General features: G+C 53.5%; 18 protein-coding genes. 8 read left to right on the top strand and 10 right to left on the bottom strand.

The annotated features are described in order from the left end of the window. The coding region (locus tag IFT84_RS21000; protein ID WP_192122580.1) for a DUF4214 domain-containing protein at positions 1-456 on the top strand (456 nt) is incomplete at its 5' end. A 32-nt stretch (positions 457-488) separates the two neighbouring features. Here IFT84_RS21000 and IFT84_RS21005 read toward each other — a convergent pair. The 6 genes from IFT84_RS21005 to IFT84_RS21030 all read right to left on the bottom strand — a co-directional run bounded on the left by IFT84_RS21005 (position 489) and on the right by IFT84_RS21030 (position 5,753). Beyond that, the gene (locus tag IFT84_RS21005) at positions 489-983 is read right to left on the bottom strand and encodes a transposase (protein ID WP_192122581.1); all 495 of its coding nucleotides are present in this window, start codon (positions 981-983) and stop codon (positions 489-491) included. A gap of 7 nt (positions 984-990) precedes the next feature. Further along, entirely contained in the window at positions 991-1,368 is a 378-nt protein-coding gene (locus IFT84_RS21010; RefSeq protein WP_192122582.1) for a hypothetical protein, read from the bottom strand. Between the two features lie 300 nt (positions 1,369-1,668). Further along, positions 1,669-2,523, bottom strand: coding sequence for an Abi family protein (locus IFT84_RS21015; RefSeq protein WP_192122583.1), 855 nt, complete (start codon positions 2,521-2,523; stop codon positions 1,669-1,671). Positions 2,524-2,893: 370 nt separating this feature from the next. Next, positions 2,894-3,916 (bottom strand): RES family NAD+ phosphorylase, encoded by a 1,023-nt coding sequence (locus IFT84_RS21020; RefSeq protein ID WP_192122584.1) that lies wholly within the window; start codon positions 3,914-3,916, stop codon positions 2,894-2,896. Between the two features lie 8 nt (positions 3,917-3,924). Continuing rightward, on the bottom strand, positions 3,925-4,860 hold the full coding sequence (locus IFT84_RS21025; protein WP_192122585.1) for a sce7725 family protein: 936 nt from the start codon (positions 4,858-4,860) through the stop codon (positions 3,925-3,927). Positions 4,861-4,862: 2 nt separating this feature from the next. Next, a complete protein-coding gene (locus IFT84_RS21030; protein ID WP_244651330.1) occupies positions 4,863-5,753 on the bottom strand; it encodes a sce7726 family protein in 891 nt (296 codons plus the stop codon). Between the two features lie 402 nt (positions 5,754-6,155). On the opposite strand from IFT84_RS21030, the gene IFT84_RS21035 reads away from it, so the two are divergent. The 3 genes from IFT84_RS21035 to IFT84_RS21045 are packed head-to-tail and all read left to right on the top strand — an operon-like array spanning position 6,156 to position 9,335. Continuing rightward, positions 6,156-7,235, top strand: coding sequence for a PP2C family protein-serine/threonine phosphatase (locus IFT84_RS21035; protein WP_192122586.1), 1,080 nt, complete (start codon positions 6,156-6,158; stop codon positions 7,233-7,235). Next, positions 7,213-8,268 (top strand): serine/threonine protein kinase, encoded by a 1,056-nt coding sequence (locus tag IFT84_RS21040; protein ID WP_192122587.1) that lies wholly within the window; start codon positions 7,213-7,215, stop codon positions 8,266-8,268. Before IFT84_RS21035 ends, IFT84_RS21040 begins: the two co-directional genes overlap by 23 nt. Then, the gene (locus IFT84_RS21045; RefSeq protein WP_192122588.1) at positions 8,265-9,335 is read left to right on the top strand and encodes a serine/threonine-protein kinase; all 1,071 of its coding nucleotides are present in this window, start codon (positions 8,265-8,267) and stop codon (positions 9,333-9,335) included. The genes IFT84_RS21040 and IFT84_RS21045 overlap by 4 nt, the downstream gene beginning before the upstream one ends. Before the next feature lie 234 nt (positions 9,336-9,569). Here IFT84_RS21045 and IFT84_RS21050 read toward each other — a convergent pair whose 3' ends face one another. Genes IFT84_RS21050 through IFT84_RS21060 form a run of 3 tightly spaced genes read right to left on the bottom strand, consistent with a single transcriptional unit; the run spans position 9,570 to position 12,388 of the window. Then, positions 9,570-10,697 (bottom strand): HNH endonuclease, encoded by a 1,128-nt coding sequence (locus tag IFT84_RS21050; RefSeq protein WP_192122589.1) that lies wholly within the window; start codon positions 10,695-10,697, stop codon positions 9,570-9,572. Further along, a complete protein-coding gene (locus IFT84_RS21055) occupies positions 10,698-11,186 on the bottom strand; it encodes a hypothetical protein (protein ID WP_192122590.1) in 489 nt (162 codons plus the stop codon). Positions 11,187-11,191: 5 nt separating this feature from the next. Further along, a complete protein-coding gene (locus IFT84_RS21060) occupies positions 11,192-12,388 on the bottom strand; it encodes a nucleotidyltransferase domain-containing protein (RefSeq protein ID WP_192122591.1) in 1,197 nt (398 codons plus the stop codon). Between the two features lie 176 nt (positions 12,389-12,564). Here IFT84_RS21060 and IFT84_RS21065 point away from each other — a divergent pair, with 176 nt between their 5' ends. The 4 genes from IFT84_RS21065 (at position 12,565) to IFT84_RS21080 (ending at position 14,912) form a co-directional block, all read left to right on the top strand. After that, positions 12,565-12,885 carry a helix-turn-helix domain-containing protein gene (locus IFT84_RS21065; protein ID WP_017957253.1) on the top strand — a complete coding sequence of 107 codons (321 nt, stop codon included), beginning with the start codon at positions 12,565-12,567 and terminating at the stop codon, positions 12,883-12,885. Beyond that, positions 12,886-13,791, top strand: coding sequence for an ImmA/IrrE family metallo-endopeptidase (locus IFT84_RS21070; RefSeq protein WP_192122592.1), 906 nt, complete (start codon positions 12,886-12,888; stop codon positions 13,789-13,791). A 5-nt stretch (positions 13,792-13,796) separates the two neighbouring features. Then, positions 13,797-14,231: a hypothetical protein gene (locus IFT84_RS21075; protein WP_244651331.1), complete on the top strand. Its 435-nt coding sequence runs from the start codon at positions 13,797-13,799 to the stop codon at positions 14,229-14,231. Between the two features lie 180 nt (positions 14,232-14,411). Beyond that, positions 14,412-14,912 (top strand): hypothetical protein, encoded by a 501-nt coding sequence (locus tag IFT84_RS21080; RefSeq protein ID WP_192122593.1) that lies wholly within the window; start codon positions 14,412-14,414, stop codon positions 14,910-14,912. Between the two features lie 28 nt (positions 14,913-14,940). Here IFT84_RS21080 and IFT84_RS21085 read toward each other — a convergent pair whose 3' ends face one another. Then, entirely contained in the window at positions 14,941-16,080 is a 1,140-nt protein-coding gene (locus tag IFT84_RS21085) for an RHE_PE00001 family protein (RefSeq protein ID WP_192122594.1), read from the bottom strand. Positions 16,081-16,288: the final 208 nt, after the last annotated feature.

The raw sequence follows: 16,288 nt of genomic DNA on the forward strand, positions 1-16,288 counted from the left end.
CAATCCAAACAACTTCAAATTCCCTTAGCGTGTATTAATGTAGAAATGCCCACGGAGCCCCTACTTGCGTTCGACACAGATGGTATCGCCGGTCAAACCTATCGAATTTATCAAGCAGGGTTCAACCGCAAACCAGACGTGGAAGGTTTAGGCTACTGGATCCGCCAGTTGGAAAGCGGGAAAACAATCCAGTGGGCAACCGATCATTTCGTTCGCTCCAACGAATTTACCAGCCTGTACGAAGATGCCAAGACGGTCACCAACATAAGGTATACCGAACTGCTTTACAGAAACACGCTGGGCCGGCCGTATGAGAAAGCCGGTCTCGATTATTGGGTTGGTCAATTGGATAACGGCTTTGTCACGCGCAACACCATGCTCGAAGCGTTTGCAGACAGCCTCGAAAACAGGAGCAACGTTGCAAGTGCGATTGCCGACGGGATATGGTTTGCCTGACACAGTACACGACTCAATCAGTTTTGAATGCTTTAGGACATGTTTGTTTCCATGCATTGATGGCATTTTGTTGCGCACCGATAAGACCATGTGATCGCGAGGGTGAGGATGGCTGTCAGGGTGTCGATTTTCTCTGATGCTGTCATTCTGGTATCTTCGATGTTGAAGCCTCGGGTCTTGGTGTCGCCGAACAGGCACTCTATGGCCCATCGGCCCTTGTATGCTCGTAGAGCGGACTTTGCGTCAGCAGTGTTGGTCATGACAACCAGCCATTCGCCTTGGCAAGCCTTTCTGCCGGTGATCCATTTGGCCGCAAAGAGCACAGGTACGGATGAAGCCGGCAAACAAGCTTCAAGCGTGGTGATGCTGCGGCTCCTGCGACGCTTGCGTAGCAAGGTCCGCAGTGCCCAGAGCCGTCCATCTGCCAAGGCGACGCGCTGGTTGATCTTGACGCGGATGGCGAACGCTACATTGTTTTTCCTCAGGAATTCGACCCAACCGCCACCCATAAACTCGCGGTCGGCCATGAGCAGTTCAATCGAGGCGGCACCGAACACGAAAGCGCCGCGTCACGATGGCCAGCATGACAATGTTGATGTCCTTGCTGCCAACCTTCCAGTTGGTGCGGTCAAGCGCCAGACATTTGGGCCGGGACAGGTTCAGCATCGCCACGACGATCTGCGCAACGCGTGCCTGATCAAGCCTGATCGACTGAAAGAAGCGTTGCAGGCGGCGATAGTTCGAACCGTGTTGCGCCCCTGCCGGAAACTGGCCGGCAATATGGCTCAGATTGAATGTACGGCACTGCACCAAGCCGACGATCAAAACAGCAAGCGTTTCCAAACGCGAATTGCGCAGCACAAAATGACGGCTTAATGTCTCAATGAGAGCGGCATGAACTGTGGAAACCATGGAGCGATCCTTTTGGCAAAGAATCCTTCCAAACAATCACATCAAGCCGTTCTCACCATTGCGTCGTGTACCGTGGTTTGCCTGAGACGAAACTTACCTAACCTATTGTAATTGTTACATAATTAAGATTATCCAACTTGCTGTCACAGTGGTCTTGAAGGAAAATGAACCGCCGGCCTCTAAGTCGACGCTGCTAAAACCTTAAGAAGTATTCTTTATCGTGGTGCTCTAATCGGATTTCACTTCTTAACACAAACCACAGACCCAGTCATTCCGCTATCGAGCTGTGCAGCGGATATGCTAATAGCCGGCTTCAGCCAGCTGCATTTCGGGGTACTTTAATATAATGCAGCGTACCCTATCGCTAATACCGGCTGGGGAGCCTCGTTTGGAGAGCATGTAATCGAGGCATTCAAGGATAGCTTTCAGCTTGTTTGGTGCCGCTGTCGGAACGCTCGCACTTCTTAATCGACTTGGCTGCTTTTGTAAGCTGCGATTGAAAAGCCGGTCATGGTGAGCGCAGATGTTGCGTAGATCCACAAGGGCTTCGATCCAGCTAGTGAAAACCTGATCTGAACCCACTCCGAATTGAGCCGCAATGTTTGTTTTGATTGAACCGTTGAGGCATTGAAAAATCCGCGAAGACGCTCCGAAGGTCAGAAATTCCTTCATCGTCCAGATCGGCGGCAGAACAGGGGTGCTATACGTGTCCCGATAGTGCTTCGCCCTCCGGTCCTTGGAAGCCCCATACACCTTGGCGAAGGTCTGAAGCGCGTTGAGATTTGCACTCGAATCCTTGAACGCACCTGCATGGTAGTAGGGATGACTGCCGAATCCTGCGCTCAAAGCCTCTGACATGCTGTTGCGTAACAGCAGTTCGAACTGTCCGACGGCAAGAAAGCAGACGTTACGCAACTCGGCATCGCATTCATATAGGCTGATGATGTCGTGATACTTCGTGCCGGCTATAAATGGCTTGCCCGTAACGTTTGTCTGCCTGCGGCTCAGAAAATAAATGCGAAGACGTTCATAGCCGATAGCCTCGATTTTCCGGGCAGCAACATTCGGGCGGCTTATAACCAGCCCCTTTGCCCTCAGATGGGCAATCCTCTGCGCCGCCGTCGCGTGCGCCTTGACGTAAGGAATAAGTGCCATGAAATAAGAAGGGCCACCCTTTTGCACTTCCCGAAGGAGTCGTGTGGCAGCCCATGACCCTCCCTATATAGCCCTCTTGGGAAAAAGTTTCAAGCGATATCCACTCACCTCTTTTTGGGTAAGAGCGGATTGGTTGGCGCGCAGTCATGCTAAGATCAGATGGCACTCTCACAGATTTTAGAACAAATCACAACGTCTTCGCCTTGAGCGGATTCGAACTAGCTACCAGCTAATGCATCAACGAAACGCAAAAACCGTTGGATGAAATCAACAACTTAATGCCACCCTGAACCCGTCACGGCTCTGATCCGTTTGGTGCCAAATCGCACTAGACGTCGGCTCTCGGAAACTATGGGTCCGCCAGGACAAATCAAGCCCTTCTGACGTCCACCGATACTTTCACAACGTTATAAAGGGATACGTTTCCACCTGTGGCCTTGTCCGGGTCAAACAATGCCAAATTAAATCCCTCGCTGACCGAGCTGCGGTAAATGACGCCGTCGAAGCCGCTCTTCTTTATGAATTCGCAAAGGTACTGGCTGGGAATGTAATCAATTGCTGCACCCTGTGGAAGAACTGGTCGCGTTAGCTCCTCGCCGAGACGCTCCAAAAACGGAAGATCAGCTCTCAACTGGCCGATTTCGCTCGCATCGGAAAGGATAAAAGGTGACACCAGCTTTCGAGGGTGACGCAAATCGACTGCTCGAATGTCCGGAACATAAAATTCTGCGACACAAGCCACCTCGCCCGTGTGAGGGCGCACTTCCGAAGCTGCTGTGTCTGGCAGGGAGCCAAGGTAAAGATATGGAATACCAGCAGGGTTTGCTCTGCCATGAGAAGCCCTTCTTTTGGGAGGCGATCCCATTTTATCTATTGTGAAAAGTTCGTCATCCGTTTGAATTCGAGCTCGAAACCACTGCTCGGGCAACTGGGGAGCAAGCAACAAATCGAGCAACTGCCGAAGCCGGGCCTCATCGATGGTGACGTCTAGGAACCACCGGTTCTTATACATCATCTCATCTCGCAACGTTTCCCACTTTGCCAACCCCTCGCTGACATAGCTTGGAGACGGGACAAAGCGCTGTCGCACGACATCGCCGTTATCGAGAATCTCGCCAAGTAGCTCCTTCGAATGCGCTAGGTCCATCGCATGGTGCGTGAAGAGTTCCCAGTCGTCCCTCATCCACTCGACAAGCAACTTTCCATCATTTTGCGGCTCGTATACGTTTACCAATAGTTCAAACCAGGGGGAGAGCCGACTTGGCTCGATCAACGAAACGCCGACAGTTCCGCAGAAATCGCATTTTCCCTTGGTCGGGTTGAGCGTGGGAAATATGTCCTCGCGAAGTCCGCGGTCGTCAAAACACTCCGGGCAGCAGAATCTTTTTTCCATAGTTGGCCTCAGCCGAGAAACGCCGCCAGGGTTTCGATGTGGTGCTTCATGGACATTTTCTTGACATACCCAAGACCCGGAAAGTGTCCTTTCGCGTGAAGATCTCGGAATTCGATAATCGCGCTGGTTTCCAAAAGCTTTGAATTGCCGCTGTCGAGTTTTTGAATCAGTTTCGCTAGAGCTTGTCCGAACTTGCCCGCCGGGTCTGCCGGAGTATTGTTCGTATCCGAAACGAAATGGTAGATGTACATGACATCGTCTTTGTCTGGGTCGATAAACGTCAGGTGGATTGCTACAGCGTAGGCAGGTCCGCCGCCTTCGCTATAGACATCCCCGACCGTAAGGAAATCACCAAACCCAGACATACCAAGTTCGCCATAAGTGACATGAAGGTCTGAAAACTCCTCGACAGGCGGATAGTCCGCATTCTTTTGCCGACTGAAGCCGTCTCTAACAAGAACACGCTCGCTCGCACTAAAATGCTTCCAGTAAAGAAGCTTAGAGTGGCTATCGACGAACACGTTGCACATTCCGGGCAAGTCGGAACCGAATGCGGCAGCCAGCGCTTTCGGTTCAGTGAAGCCTGCGTGGACGAATACCGGATAATGATCAGCATGAGCGTGATAACAGGCAATTGCCTCATCAACCGTCATGTCGCTGCGCAACAAGATACCAGCCGCAACGGCATCGTTGCCGGTGTACCAGTCTTTCAGCAATTTCGTGATGTTTGCGCCATCCTCTTGGTGGTCACCATGATAGGGATTGACGATGACAACCGCCCGACTTCCAGCATCGCTCAGCGCCTTCAGCGCTTTCTCTAGGCCACCCAGAGACTCCCGCACCGGCTCGATGATAGGAATAAACCCGCTTGATGCAAGCAACGCGGCGGTTTCCCGCAACGTTATGAGTTCAAACTGCTTCCCACGAAAATATGGACGATACACTCTCAGCTCCAAGCCATTGCGATTGAAAGCGGCGTCCTGACAGCTTCGACCAACCGAATGTGTTCGGAGCGCTTGACGGTAATCGATATTGCCGCAGCCTGCAGTGACTCGGGAAGTTGGTCAACAAGCTCAACCAAAGGAGTTAGGTTTCGAGTGCGCTTTAGTGTTTTGACCATCTCATTGTGAAGCATGCTGGGGTCGAGTTCGGCGAAAATTGTTCGAAGCGCGCCATGAAGTTGAGTATTCGGAACCTGTGGCACCGCCCGACCTAGCGCCCTGAGAACGGCCGCGGCTTCAGCAGATCGGAGAGATTCAAGAACAGTCTGCGGGCAAATCCTATCCGGGCGATTAACGCCTTCGCGTTCCGTGGAAATTTGGTAACGCCTGGATAGACATAAAACCCCTATGTCTTCTGGCACTGCCGCGAGAACCCCCTCCACGTGATCTTCGCTTGCAATCACGTTGACCTTCGCAAATACCTTTTTATAGTTCGCGACTTGGTTCGCCAGCCTGGCCAACGAGTCCCGCTCGGACTTTATTTCGTAGACTGTCGCCGTCCCATTAAGGATAACGAGATCTGCCTTGCAGGTCCCTGCCCGGAACTCAGTTAGCATAGAGGCTGTGCGTAGCGAGTGTGTGCCCATCAAAATCTTATGGCTGATGGCGCTCCGGTAAATGTATTCATCTCGCTGACCTGCTACCCGCAGCACACCGAATGCACGATCGAATGCGTCACCGACGGTCGCATCGGCATTGCACAACTCTGAAAGGCCAACTTCGTCGGCCAATCGCTTGAATAGCCCTGAGCGCCCTTTTTTAGCCATCTCGCGGAAAACGGCTGATGAGAACAGGCGCGAAAAGACCGCTAGCTCTGTTTTTTTGCTTCTTACCAATTCCCATTTCCTAGAGCGGAGCAACAAATAACTTTGTACAACGCTCGGCCCGCGTGCGATATCGCCAAAATAGCGCACCTGAGATTTAATATGCTGCCGGGCTGTTGCAACTAGCGCTCAACCGATCGTCAATCAGACAGGCAGCCATGATCTCGGATCATCGAGAAGAAGCGCCCAACCTTGAATAACAACTAGCGAACGAAACGATCCGGGCCTGAAGTTCGCCGGCAAGCTAAAGCGGTTGCTTACTTTCGTTGATAAAGTAGTCAAACCTTCGGTTGAGATCTTGTCCATCGCCTAGAACTCTCTAACGTGACGGAGTGGCATGTGGTCGGTAGGTGGAACGACTCACGCGTTCGTTCAGCCTGGCGCAAATCGGTCCAGGATTTAAGAAGGATTGAAATGACGTTTTTCCAGCAAAAGATCGAAAAGTGGCTGCTCAGAACAGTACCTGAGCGCGCGGTATCGCAGGCCTTCGATCTCCCTGCGGTTGTAATGACTACGGATGTTGGATTACATCGGACGGAAAATCAGGATAGGGTGGCCGCTCTTTCCATCGATGGCACTAAAGGTGATCGGCTTAAAGTAGTCGCGGTAGTCGATGGCATGGGCGGCATGCGTGATGGCGAAAAATGCGCCACGCTCGCCCTGGCCAGCTTTTTTACTGGGCTCGCTTCGTCCCGCGGTCATATCCACCAGAGAGCATATCGGGCGATATCTTTTGCAAACGACAGTGTATTCAAGTTTGCTGGCGGTAAGGGGGGCGCGACGCTTTCGGCCATTGTGATTGATAGCCGCGGAGCTACATGCATCGTCCACCTCGGTGACAGCAGAGTTTACAGCTTCGGGCACAACTCACGAGTCGAACGTCTTACCAAAGATGACTCGTTAGCCGAGGCGGTTGGCGGACATGGTCGAGAACTCCTTCAGTTCGTCGGAATGGGCCCGGAGATGCAGCCATTCCTCGGCGAGATCCCAAAGGAAACGAAGAATCTAGCTATCACAAGTGATGGTATCCATTTTATTGAAGCGCCCACCCTGCAGAGCGTGCTTCTCAACTCGTCAACTATCCGGAGCGCCGCCGAGCGGCTTGCCGCCTTGGCGCGCTGGTGTGGCGGACCAGACAACGCCTCCGGCGCGTTTGTAGACCTGCCGTTACTTGTACAGGAGTTGCTTTCACCATCGGAAGTAAACGCACAGATTTGGGACCCATTCGGTAGCCTCAGCTTCGAGATGAAGCTGGATAACTCCGGTGAACTGAGCCCCTTGCTCCAAGCGCCAATGCAAAATTTCGAGCGCCCGAACGAAGCAAAAAGTCCTCACCTCGACGACAAAAAACCGCCGCGCGAATCCCTGCCTCAGGCCAACACGAAAAAGAATAACAAGCGGAAGAGGAAAGAGAGCGTCCCTAAAGAGGACATACAGCTCGAAATAAAAATTGAGGGGAACTCGGGGGAAGATGACGGTGACAATCGCCAATAGGTACGAGCCGACTGGAAATACCGACGCAGGGGGGATGGGAGAAATCCTAGAATGCGTCGACCTTCACCTGAAACGCCGAGTGATCATTAAACGATTACAGCTCGGTATTGATGAAAGGCGCTTGCTCGACGAGCAAAAAGCGCTGGTTAAAGTGCGCTCCAAGCATGTTGTGCAACTCTATGACATAGTAGAACTGGATAGCGGCAAAAAAGCAAACAAAGCAATTGTGCTTGAATATATTGACGGCAATAATCTGGCCATCGGTGCGTTTGCGCCCGATCGGACCTATCTAGGTGTAATTTGGCAGATCGCTTGCGGACTACGAGATATCCATCACGCCGGCGTCATCCATCGCGATATTAAACCTACCAATATCCGTCTTGATTCAGAGGGCGTGGTCAAGATCATCGATTTTGGACTCGCCCGCTCACGAGACGAGGCGAAGACGCGCGGAGTGGTTGGCACCCCTGTTTTTATGGCGCCAGAGCTTTGGGGCAACGATACAGTAAGCTTCAATAGCTCAATAGACGTTTACGCATTCGGTGTGACCGCCCTCGCTCTGCTGAACCAGAGGGTCCCGGCGGAACTCGGAAGCATGCCGCCAAAACCAGTCTCTGTCTCCTCGCTGGTCGCCACTTTTCCAAAAATACCCAATGAGATTATGGCTACCCTTGTCTCTTGCCTTGAACACACGCCTGCTCACCGTCCGACAATGGCAGCAGTTCAGAAAATAATTGAACGCCGATTGCTTGAGAATGCCCATCGCGCACTCGTGGTTATGGATGGAAAAATACACCATCTTGATAGCAAAAGCCGTAAGATAACGCTCAATGCCGGTTCCGTCGGATCAATAGCTATCGAATACAACGGCTACGAATTCACCGTTGTGACGGTAAGCGGCAATGTCTTTATCAACAATACCGTAGCGAAGATGGGGACTTCCATGCCTGGTTGCTGTGTAATAACGTTCGGGACCGGCTCGAACAGGCGCTTCGTCACTTTTGATGTTTCGCACCCGGAGGTTATGCCATGAAGGTAGGAGACGTCGTATCAGATCGATATAGGGTTACGGGGACGATTGGCAGCGGCGGCATGCAGGATGTTTACCTGGCTGAAGATCTGCTTATTGGCGTTGATGTCGCGCTTAAGACGCCTCAACCTGGTCAGCAGAACAAGCGCTTTAGCCAAAGTGCAATAATAGCAGCAAAAGTAAATCATCATAACGTTGCGAAGACGCTCGATTACATTGAGGAAAACGGGCGGCTTTTTCTTATTGAAGAATTCGTGCCGGGCGAAACGCTGGACGTCAAACTGGATCGCTTTGGAGCTGTGGATCCCCACTTAGCGGCAAGAGTTTTTCATCACCTTTCCAAAGGCGTAGCGGCGTCTCACCACGCTGGCGTCGTGCATCGCGATCTGAAACCGAGCAACGTCATTGCTGAGCCCGGCGTCAATCTGCATCATTTGAAAATCACTGACTTCGGTATTGCTACGCTCACTGCTGAGGTCTTCGCTGATGCTGCGAAGGATGGCGACCTGACACGGTCGACGTCTGGGACCATCAGGGGCGCGTTACCCTTCATGGCGCCTGAAATGATGTTTCGAGCACCTGGCGACCATCCCGGCCCAGAAGCCGACATTTGGTCCCTCGGCGCGATGATGTTTAAGGTTATGACTGGAATATATCCATTTGGTGTCTACCTGCAGGCCGCGGTAAATGTGCAAACCCGTAATCGTGCTCAATGGCCAAGCTTTATGACAAGGAACGCCCAATATCAGCCTCTCGCCACGGAGTTGCAGTCGGTGGTCGATGCGTGCCTTTCTTATGACGCCAAGGATAGACCAACAGCAGACGATTTGGTTCGTCAAATCTCGGGGGTTTGTTACATCAATGTTCACCGAAGCGAAGGGGTGATCAACAATCTTATTCAGAACGGATACAGTGGCTTCATAAATGAGGGCGCTGACCCCGTCTTTTTCAGTATGGAAAGCGTCTACGGAGAGCGGCGTCCAGCCATCCAAAAAAACAATCGCGTTTGCTATTCAAAGTTCCCAGGCTCTCCAAGGTATCGGGGACATCCAATAGTTGTCATCGATTAAACGCAACCAAGGCGCTTCATCGGCCCGTTAGAAAGTCGTGAGAGTAGTCAAGAACGCCAGGCAATAGTGGCTCACCCAGCACAATGCCGTTGCTTAGGTGCCCGAGTACCACTCTGGCTGCGATACCATTGCCTGTTTGCAAAGTGTTTGCTGGGGGAGCGTCGCTGCCTGACATCAAAGTCCAGCCGCTGACGGTGTTGCCAGCGATCTCGAATCCCCACGGCGTCGACAGGTTCAACTAATATGGAGGGCAGAAACGAAGCCTCCCAATCTCCGGTTCTGGTCAAAAACATGGAGCTGTAGATCGGCCTTCGGCATCCAGACACGGCCCACTTCAACTGCCGCCGAGACAGGCAAAGCAGGGAAAACGTGGATGGATGCCCCTTCTCCATGCGCTGTTTTTATCATATCGAAAAGCCGCCGAAGATCACTCCGAAAGCGGGACAGATCGGCGGGGCTGCGCATGATGTCATTATGTGGGGACTTCGCGGTCAACGACCAAATCGAAGTTTCGTCGCCAAGCACTGACGTTACCCGGTCCTGGGAAATGGAAGCACTCAGGCCAAGGATAAGCGCAACGGTAGGAAGGATCTCGCCCGGTGTTTCCGTCTTGAGCTCGATCGAAGGCGTGTCATTTTGCCATTTCCACGTGGCAGGTTCACGATGGCGTTGGTGAATCTCGGCGGGAAGAATATCGCAAAGCTGTCTTCCCAATTCTATTAAAAGCGGCTGTGGTGCCAGTGCAAATACGCTTGCATGGGTGATCTGCTGTCGTTCGATCCGGCCCCTGATCTTTTCGGTAAACAGCCGTTGAAGGTTAGTCTGCTGAACCTGCCAATACTGTTCGTCGGCATCGTCAAAAGAGACGCCGAGCATTTCAAGATCGATCGTTTCAAACGATGCCGGCGAGCGCTCCGGCAGCATCGACGCGAATATGTCATCTCTTGCCACAAGCGCTTCGTTTCTGCCGATGTTGGCTCCGAAACGGATAACATGCGAAGCGCGATCTGGTTGGATACCGCTCGCGAGGCGGACCCTCCGCTCGTGCTCCTCCTTCATAAGGACCAGAAGCTCCTCAGGATGGTCGTCCGGCGCTTCATTGTCGATCAGTCGATGGCACTTGGCGCAGAGAAGCATGAGGTTGGAGATGTCTTTGGCGAGAAGTGCTGATCTTGTCGGATGACCGCGGGCTCCTTCGGGCGAGTCGGCAACGATGTGGGCGACAAAGCCAAACATCTTGTCCTCTTTGCCAGTGAGAAGGTCTCCGATGAGCTCGCAGTTGCAACCGCGAAACTGGCAACGACCTGCCGCACGCGCCCAGAGCGCGCGTTGGATCTTCTCGGGAACCTTCGACTTTGCCATTCAACCGACCCTTCGAACTGGTGCGTGTCGCTGCAAGCGGCTTCGACTGACACGCTGCTCCACATCGCGATGCTCCGGGTGCTCTCCCCCGCCTCGCCACTCGCCATCGATCAGCCAGTCTTCGAAATAGAAGAGCCAGAGCGACGTCCACGGAATGATGGTCTGATCCAGCCTCATCCAGGGCTGCCACTCATATGTGCGTGGCAAATAGAGACAGAGGCGGGTGGGCTTCTGGTCATATACATGTGGAAGGTCTTTTCCACCAGACAGCATCAGCAGATCAGGATTGTCGAGAAACACCCTCGGCGAGCGATTGACCGCAAATTCCAACCGAGTATCATAGATGCGGGAAAGCGGCGTGGGTGACGATTTATAGTGCCAGCTGAAATGTCCTGATCCGAGTTCACCATCCCCGGCCGACAACGGGTTCTTCGTCAGTAGAAGAAACTGCTGCGCGGCTGTCAGTGGCTTCGGATCGGAAAAACGCATGGCGGCTATCTTCCAAAAAACGTGTTGGCGGGAACGGGGGTGACGGTGGCCGTGGTGATACCTGTCACGAGGCCGATGCGGGGTGCGACGCCAAGAGTGCCCTTCTGACGAGAGGTCGAGATGTCATCGGTAATGGAATCTATTACGGCCTTGGCCGGGCCGGAACCGAAGGCATCGCCGAGCTGTCGCTTCAGGCCATCAAGCCCTTCCACGTCCTTCAACCTGCTGATGTCGGCCAGAGCACGGGTATGCCAGGTGAAAAATATCTCGGCGCGCTTGGGATCGCCGTTCCACTTTTCGGAAAAATTCTCCCCCTTCGTCGTCTCGTTCCAGACAAACCATTGCATCTGACCGTCAACGCGGCGCGTCTCGATGAAGTCGGTCATGTGCCGGATGACGTCGAAGAGCAGATCCAATTCAGACTCGTAGGTGAAGGTCCTGACGCAGTACTCATAGCTCTGGGATGCCAACGTCGTCACCAGAACTGAAATCGGCGACAGGGATATATCGATCTCGTTGACGGCGATGAAGACATCCCGGTGGCGCTTGAGTATCTGGACGACCCTCTGCAACAGGCCCTTGAAATGAACCTGCTCAGGAAAAGGTTCGATGTCGGCACGTGCGCGATCCTGAGTATGCAAGCTCTTCGTCACCCGGAAACGCGGCGCAAGCTTTACACGCTCAAGGAACAATGCCTTATAGCCCTTCGGATTTGACGACTTCCAGATCTTGAGTGCCCGGTCGGGCACAAGTTCCCCGCCCATGGTGCAGTTCCGGTTCGGAATTGACGGGGTAATGTCCATATGGAATTCGTTAGCGTAGACGAGCCGCCAGCAGCGCGCCATCTCCACCAGAAGCGGCTTGTAATGGCCGTTCGCTTTTAACCGGTCGCCGATCGCCTTCTTCAGTGCAGCCGGCTCGACCCAATTTCCGAGATATGGCGCGTGGGCTACTAGATCGACATCATGTTCATTGCTGCCAATCGGCTTAACGGTCGTTCCGATAGCGGTCGATCCCTGCAAGAAAATTCCCATTGCCTTAAGCAAGGGATCCTCCGCGTCAGCCAACCATCCACCCACCCCATCGTAGCGTTCCTTCGCGAGGTCAACCTGGCTCGGCGCGATTTCAAGAGTAGCGCACATCCGCTCAAGAGCACCGATGAGCATTCCGTCCCGCATGACAAGTCGATGGTCGTGAAACATGCATTCCTCCTGCGCCCGAAAAGGGGTCTAGCCGTAAGATTTGCTCGTCTAATTTCGTACAGATAAATCGAACGCTTGCCATCGTCAAGCTCTGTGCTATATTTTTGTACAGATTAACCGAACGGCGCGGCATGCGAGTGCACGCGCCTTCAGTGATTCAAGGGAGCAATTCAAACATGTCTTTGGCTGCCAAGCTCAAAGAACTCAGGGGCAAGAACCGTCAATCCTTGCAGGAGGTCGCGGATGCAATTGGAGCATCCAAGACACATATTTACGATCTGGAGACCGGTAGAAGCACCAACCCCTCAATTGAACTACTTACCAAGCTCGCCACGCATTTTCGCGTTGCCATTGCCGACTTGGTTGGAGAGAATCCAGAGGGGAAAGACGAAGAGCCTGGTCTCGTTGCGATGTACAGGGATCTTAAATCTCTAGCGCCGCAAGACCGTGAAACAATTCAGATGTTGATGGACAGGCTGAAACCAAAGGGAAAGTAAATGGACATTCTGCGGATGGACCTAGCCGACACGGGGTCGCCCGAGGGGCTCGTCAGTCTGATCCTGAAGCATGAACCAAACCTTCCGTTTCCTGTACCGATCGAAGAGTTAGCGCTCCAGCTCGAGATTGAGGAAATTGCCGAGTTGCAAACGGAAGGCTTTGAAGGCGGCTTGATCACCGATACGGTTCGGAGCCGCGGAATTATACTCGTCAAAAAGGGGCTGAACCAGCCGCGTCGCCGTTTTACCATCGGCCACGAGCTCGGTCACTTCCTGATTGCCAACCACATCCCGGACAAGGACGGTCAGTTCCTCTGCTCGAGGGAAGACCTCCGGGCACTCTCTGCAAAGGAAGGCAACCGGCGGGCAAAAATGGAAGTGGAAGCGAATCGCTTCTCGTCCCTCATCCTGATGCCGCCACCGAAACTGCGTGATGCCTTCAAGAAGCACCCCTCGCCGAGCCTTGAACATGTATTTGAGTTGGCGGACCAGTTTGATGTCAGCAAAGAAGCCATGGCGCGGGCCTATGCCGAGTATCACCCAGAGGCGTTGGCCTTCATTGTCGTCAAGGATGAGAAAGTTGGGCGGATCTATCACAATCGAAAGCGCTTTCCTTTCGTCGTTGCAAGCCGCAACAAGTCGGTTCCTCAAGGCTCAACGTTTTACCGACGAAATCTCCAGATCGGCGTTCCAAGCGAAATCGAAAGCCGGCTTCCCGATCTGTGGATCGACGTAGCTCGAGGGCAGCGCGCTCCGTCTCTCAGCGAACAGGTCTGCCTTCAGAAAAATGGGTTTGCCTTGATCATGCTCTGGCATGAAAGCGCGGAGGAGGACGAAGAAGAAAACGAAGACATGACCACGCGCGACCGCTGGCGTGCCCAACAGGAACGATATCGCAGGGATTGAACTTGATGGAAGGCCATAACTTCGAGCGTCTCAAATCACACATCGTTCCCTTGTCAAACTCCAAGGCATTCGAGACGGCTCGGCTTGAATGGGACCTGGTCGGCGTCGAGATCAGTGAAGAGTTTGATCAATGTCCCTGCGGTCAGGATATCCTCGAACATTGTTATATTCGAAATCGCCTCAATGGCGCGACGACCTACGTCGGCAATGTCTGCATTAACCGCTTCGTTGGAATTGACACGGGGAACCTCTTTGAAGGCCTGAAGCGTATTCAAGCGGATCTCTCCGCCAATGCAAACGACGATCTCATCGAGCACGCCTACCGGATGGGATACCTATTCAACGACAAGGAATATCACTTCCTCAAGCAGACGAGGCTTAAACGGAAATTCTCGTCGGCGCAGTTAGCCTGGAAGAAAAAATTAATCGCCGGATTTTGAATCAGACTATCGTACAGCGAAGGGGCGTTCATCAGTCTCGGTGAGTTACCGTCGCACTGCATCAGTGTGCATGTTGAAACAACACGCTCAAAAATGTCTTGCGATTTCGAACGAAATGCTCGCGAATATTGCCATAGCGACAGACTCGATTTTTTGCAGCATTGAGGAGTACTACCGGAGATGACGGTGAAACTGACTGATCTACGTGATGACATCGACGCAATAATTCTCGATCTTCGCCGGGAGCGAAACGATGGCGAAATTCCAATTGCTGACGCGCTCGCCCGCATTCGCTCGGAGTTGAGTGGCAAGATCTCCGACGCAGCAAATCAGCTGATCGATTTAACGCTCCGAAAACTGATCCACGATGTGAGCGGCCGGAAGCGCCTCAGCCTGGCGATGGTAGGCCAAACGAGTTTATTCGGCCACTACTCCGGAATACCCGCGATGATTACTACCGGACGTGGTAGGAAGCGGGACACGACAAAAGCGACCTTCCAGGAAGCAGATGCTTGGCTGTCTGCGCGCGAAAAAGAAGATACCGACGTTCGAACAAAGAACGAAAAATTCAAACAAATGGTCGAAGAGCTGCGTCCGTTTATTCAGGCGCCGATTGATACTCTTGAAGATGCCGCACGTCGCAAATTTGAGCTGGAAACAGTTCACGCGAGTCACCTGTGACCTTTGGATTTCATGCGGTTGGCGTTGGTCATACCACGCCCCACGCGCGAAACCTCCCCCTCCCCGTCATCTCGCGCAGGCCAAGCTCCAAAACAATCCGCCGAGCCGCCTGCGGCGTCACATCGAGCGCCTTCGCCACCATTTTTGCCGACACCAAGGGCTTCGCCATCACCAGATCGACCAGCTCCGGCAGTTTTGAAGACGTCCGGCGTCCGTCTAGCTTTCGCTCCATCAGTGTTCGAGCCAGGGCCAGCCTGTCATGCTCCTTAAGACCGAGCTCGGCGGCCGCGATCAGGCCGTGAGCAATCGCAAGCAACCGGGTCTCCCGATCACGATGACGGCGCCGATCGACTGGAATGGTTTTGAGGCCGGTATTGATGGCGGCGAGATGAGCACCTGATGTGATGCCCGCCTGGCGCAGGATCGCGGCGGAAAACAGTCGGCCAAGCCAAGGTGCGTGCTGAAGGACGGAAAGCTCGTTCCAGGCATCGAGGGCGATGATGGCCTGCAGCACCGCCGGCAAATTTTCCGCCTGTCGCAACACACCACGCCATTCGTCGAGCCTGGAATCTTCGTCCCAATCGAGGTCATAGACCAGCGGATCTTTTTCCGCCGTGCCGCCACGGCCGGGTCGGGTCGCGTTCTCGATCGCAGCTTCGGAGCGGGCCAGCACTGCATCGATGGCGGCATAGTCGACGCCAGGGAGATTTTCGATGTCGTCGATATCTTCCCCCTCCCCTTCCGGATCTTTTACGACCGCGCGCCGGATGACACCCACTGTGTCTGCCGCTTCGCTGCCGGACGACGTGATCTCCGAGGTCTGCCGGAGCGTCCGAAGCCCGTCGGCGGAAAAAGCCCAGCCGGGGAGCTGCGCGGCAATGCGCCGGCGGGTGCGCAGCACGTCGCGGGCGATTGTCAGCTCGTGGGTGGGGGTGCGGATATCGCGGGTGGCATCGTGGAGAACGAGGTCTTCGAGATGGACCAGTTCGCCGTCGATCCAGAGGGACGCGCAGGCATCGGTGAAGTGGGAGCGCTCAATCCAGCCCTGGCCGACCGGCGAACGGGCGATGCGCTCGTCGAGACGTGTGAGCGCGATTGCCGCGTCGAAAGCCGGCCGCATCAAGGTCGTCATGCTGATTTTTGCGAGATCGTAAGCCATTGAAATCATGATAAGTGATTTCCTAAAGGAACTCTATCTGAATATTAAGGTTCTTCATATGGTATGATTGGGAGTTGAGCTTCTAACCATCGATAAGTATCGCTTATCGATGGCTGGATAATCGAGATACCGCTTTGCTCATTTGATTCATTTGGGCATACCCAAAAGAGCCATGGTGATGTTACAGTCCCGAATGTAACTTTTGACTTGTGTTCCT

The sequence above is a fragment of the Rhizobium sp. CFBP 8762 genome (assembly GCF_014841565.1).
Classification (GTDB): domain Bacteria; phylum Pseudomonadota; class Alphaproteobacteria; order Rhizobiales; family Rhizobiaceae; genus CFBP-8762.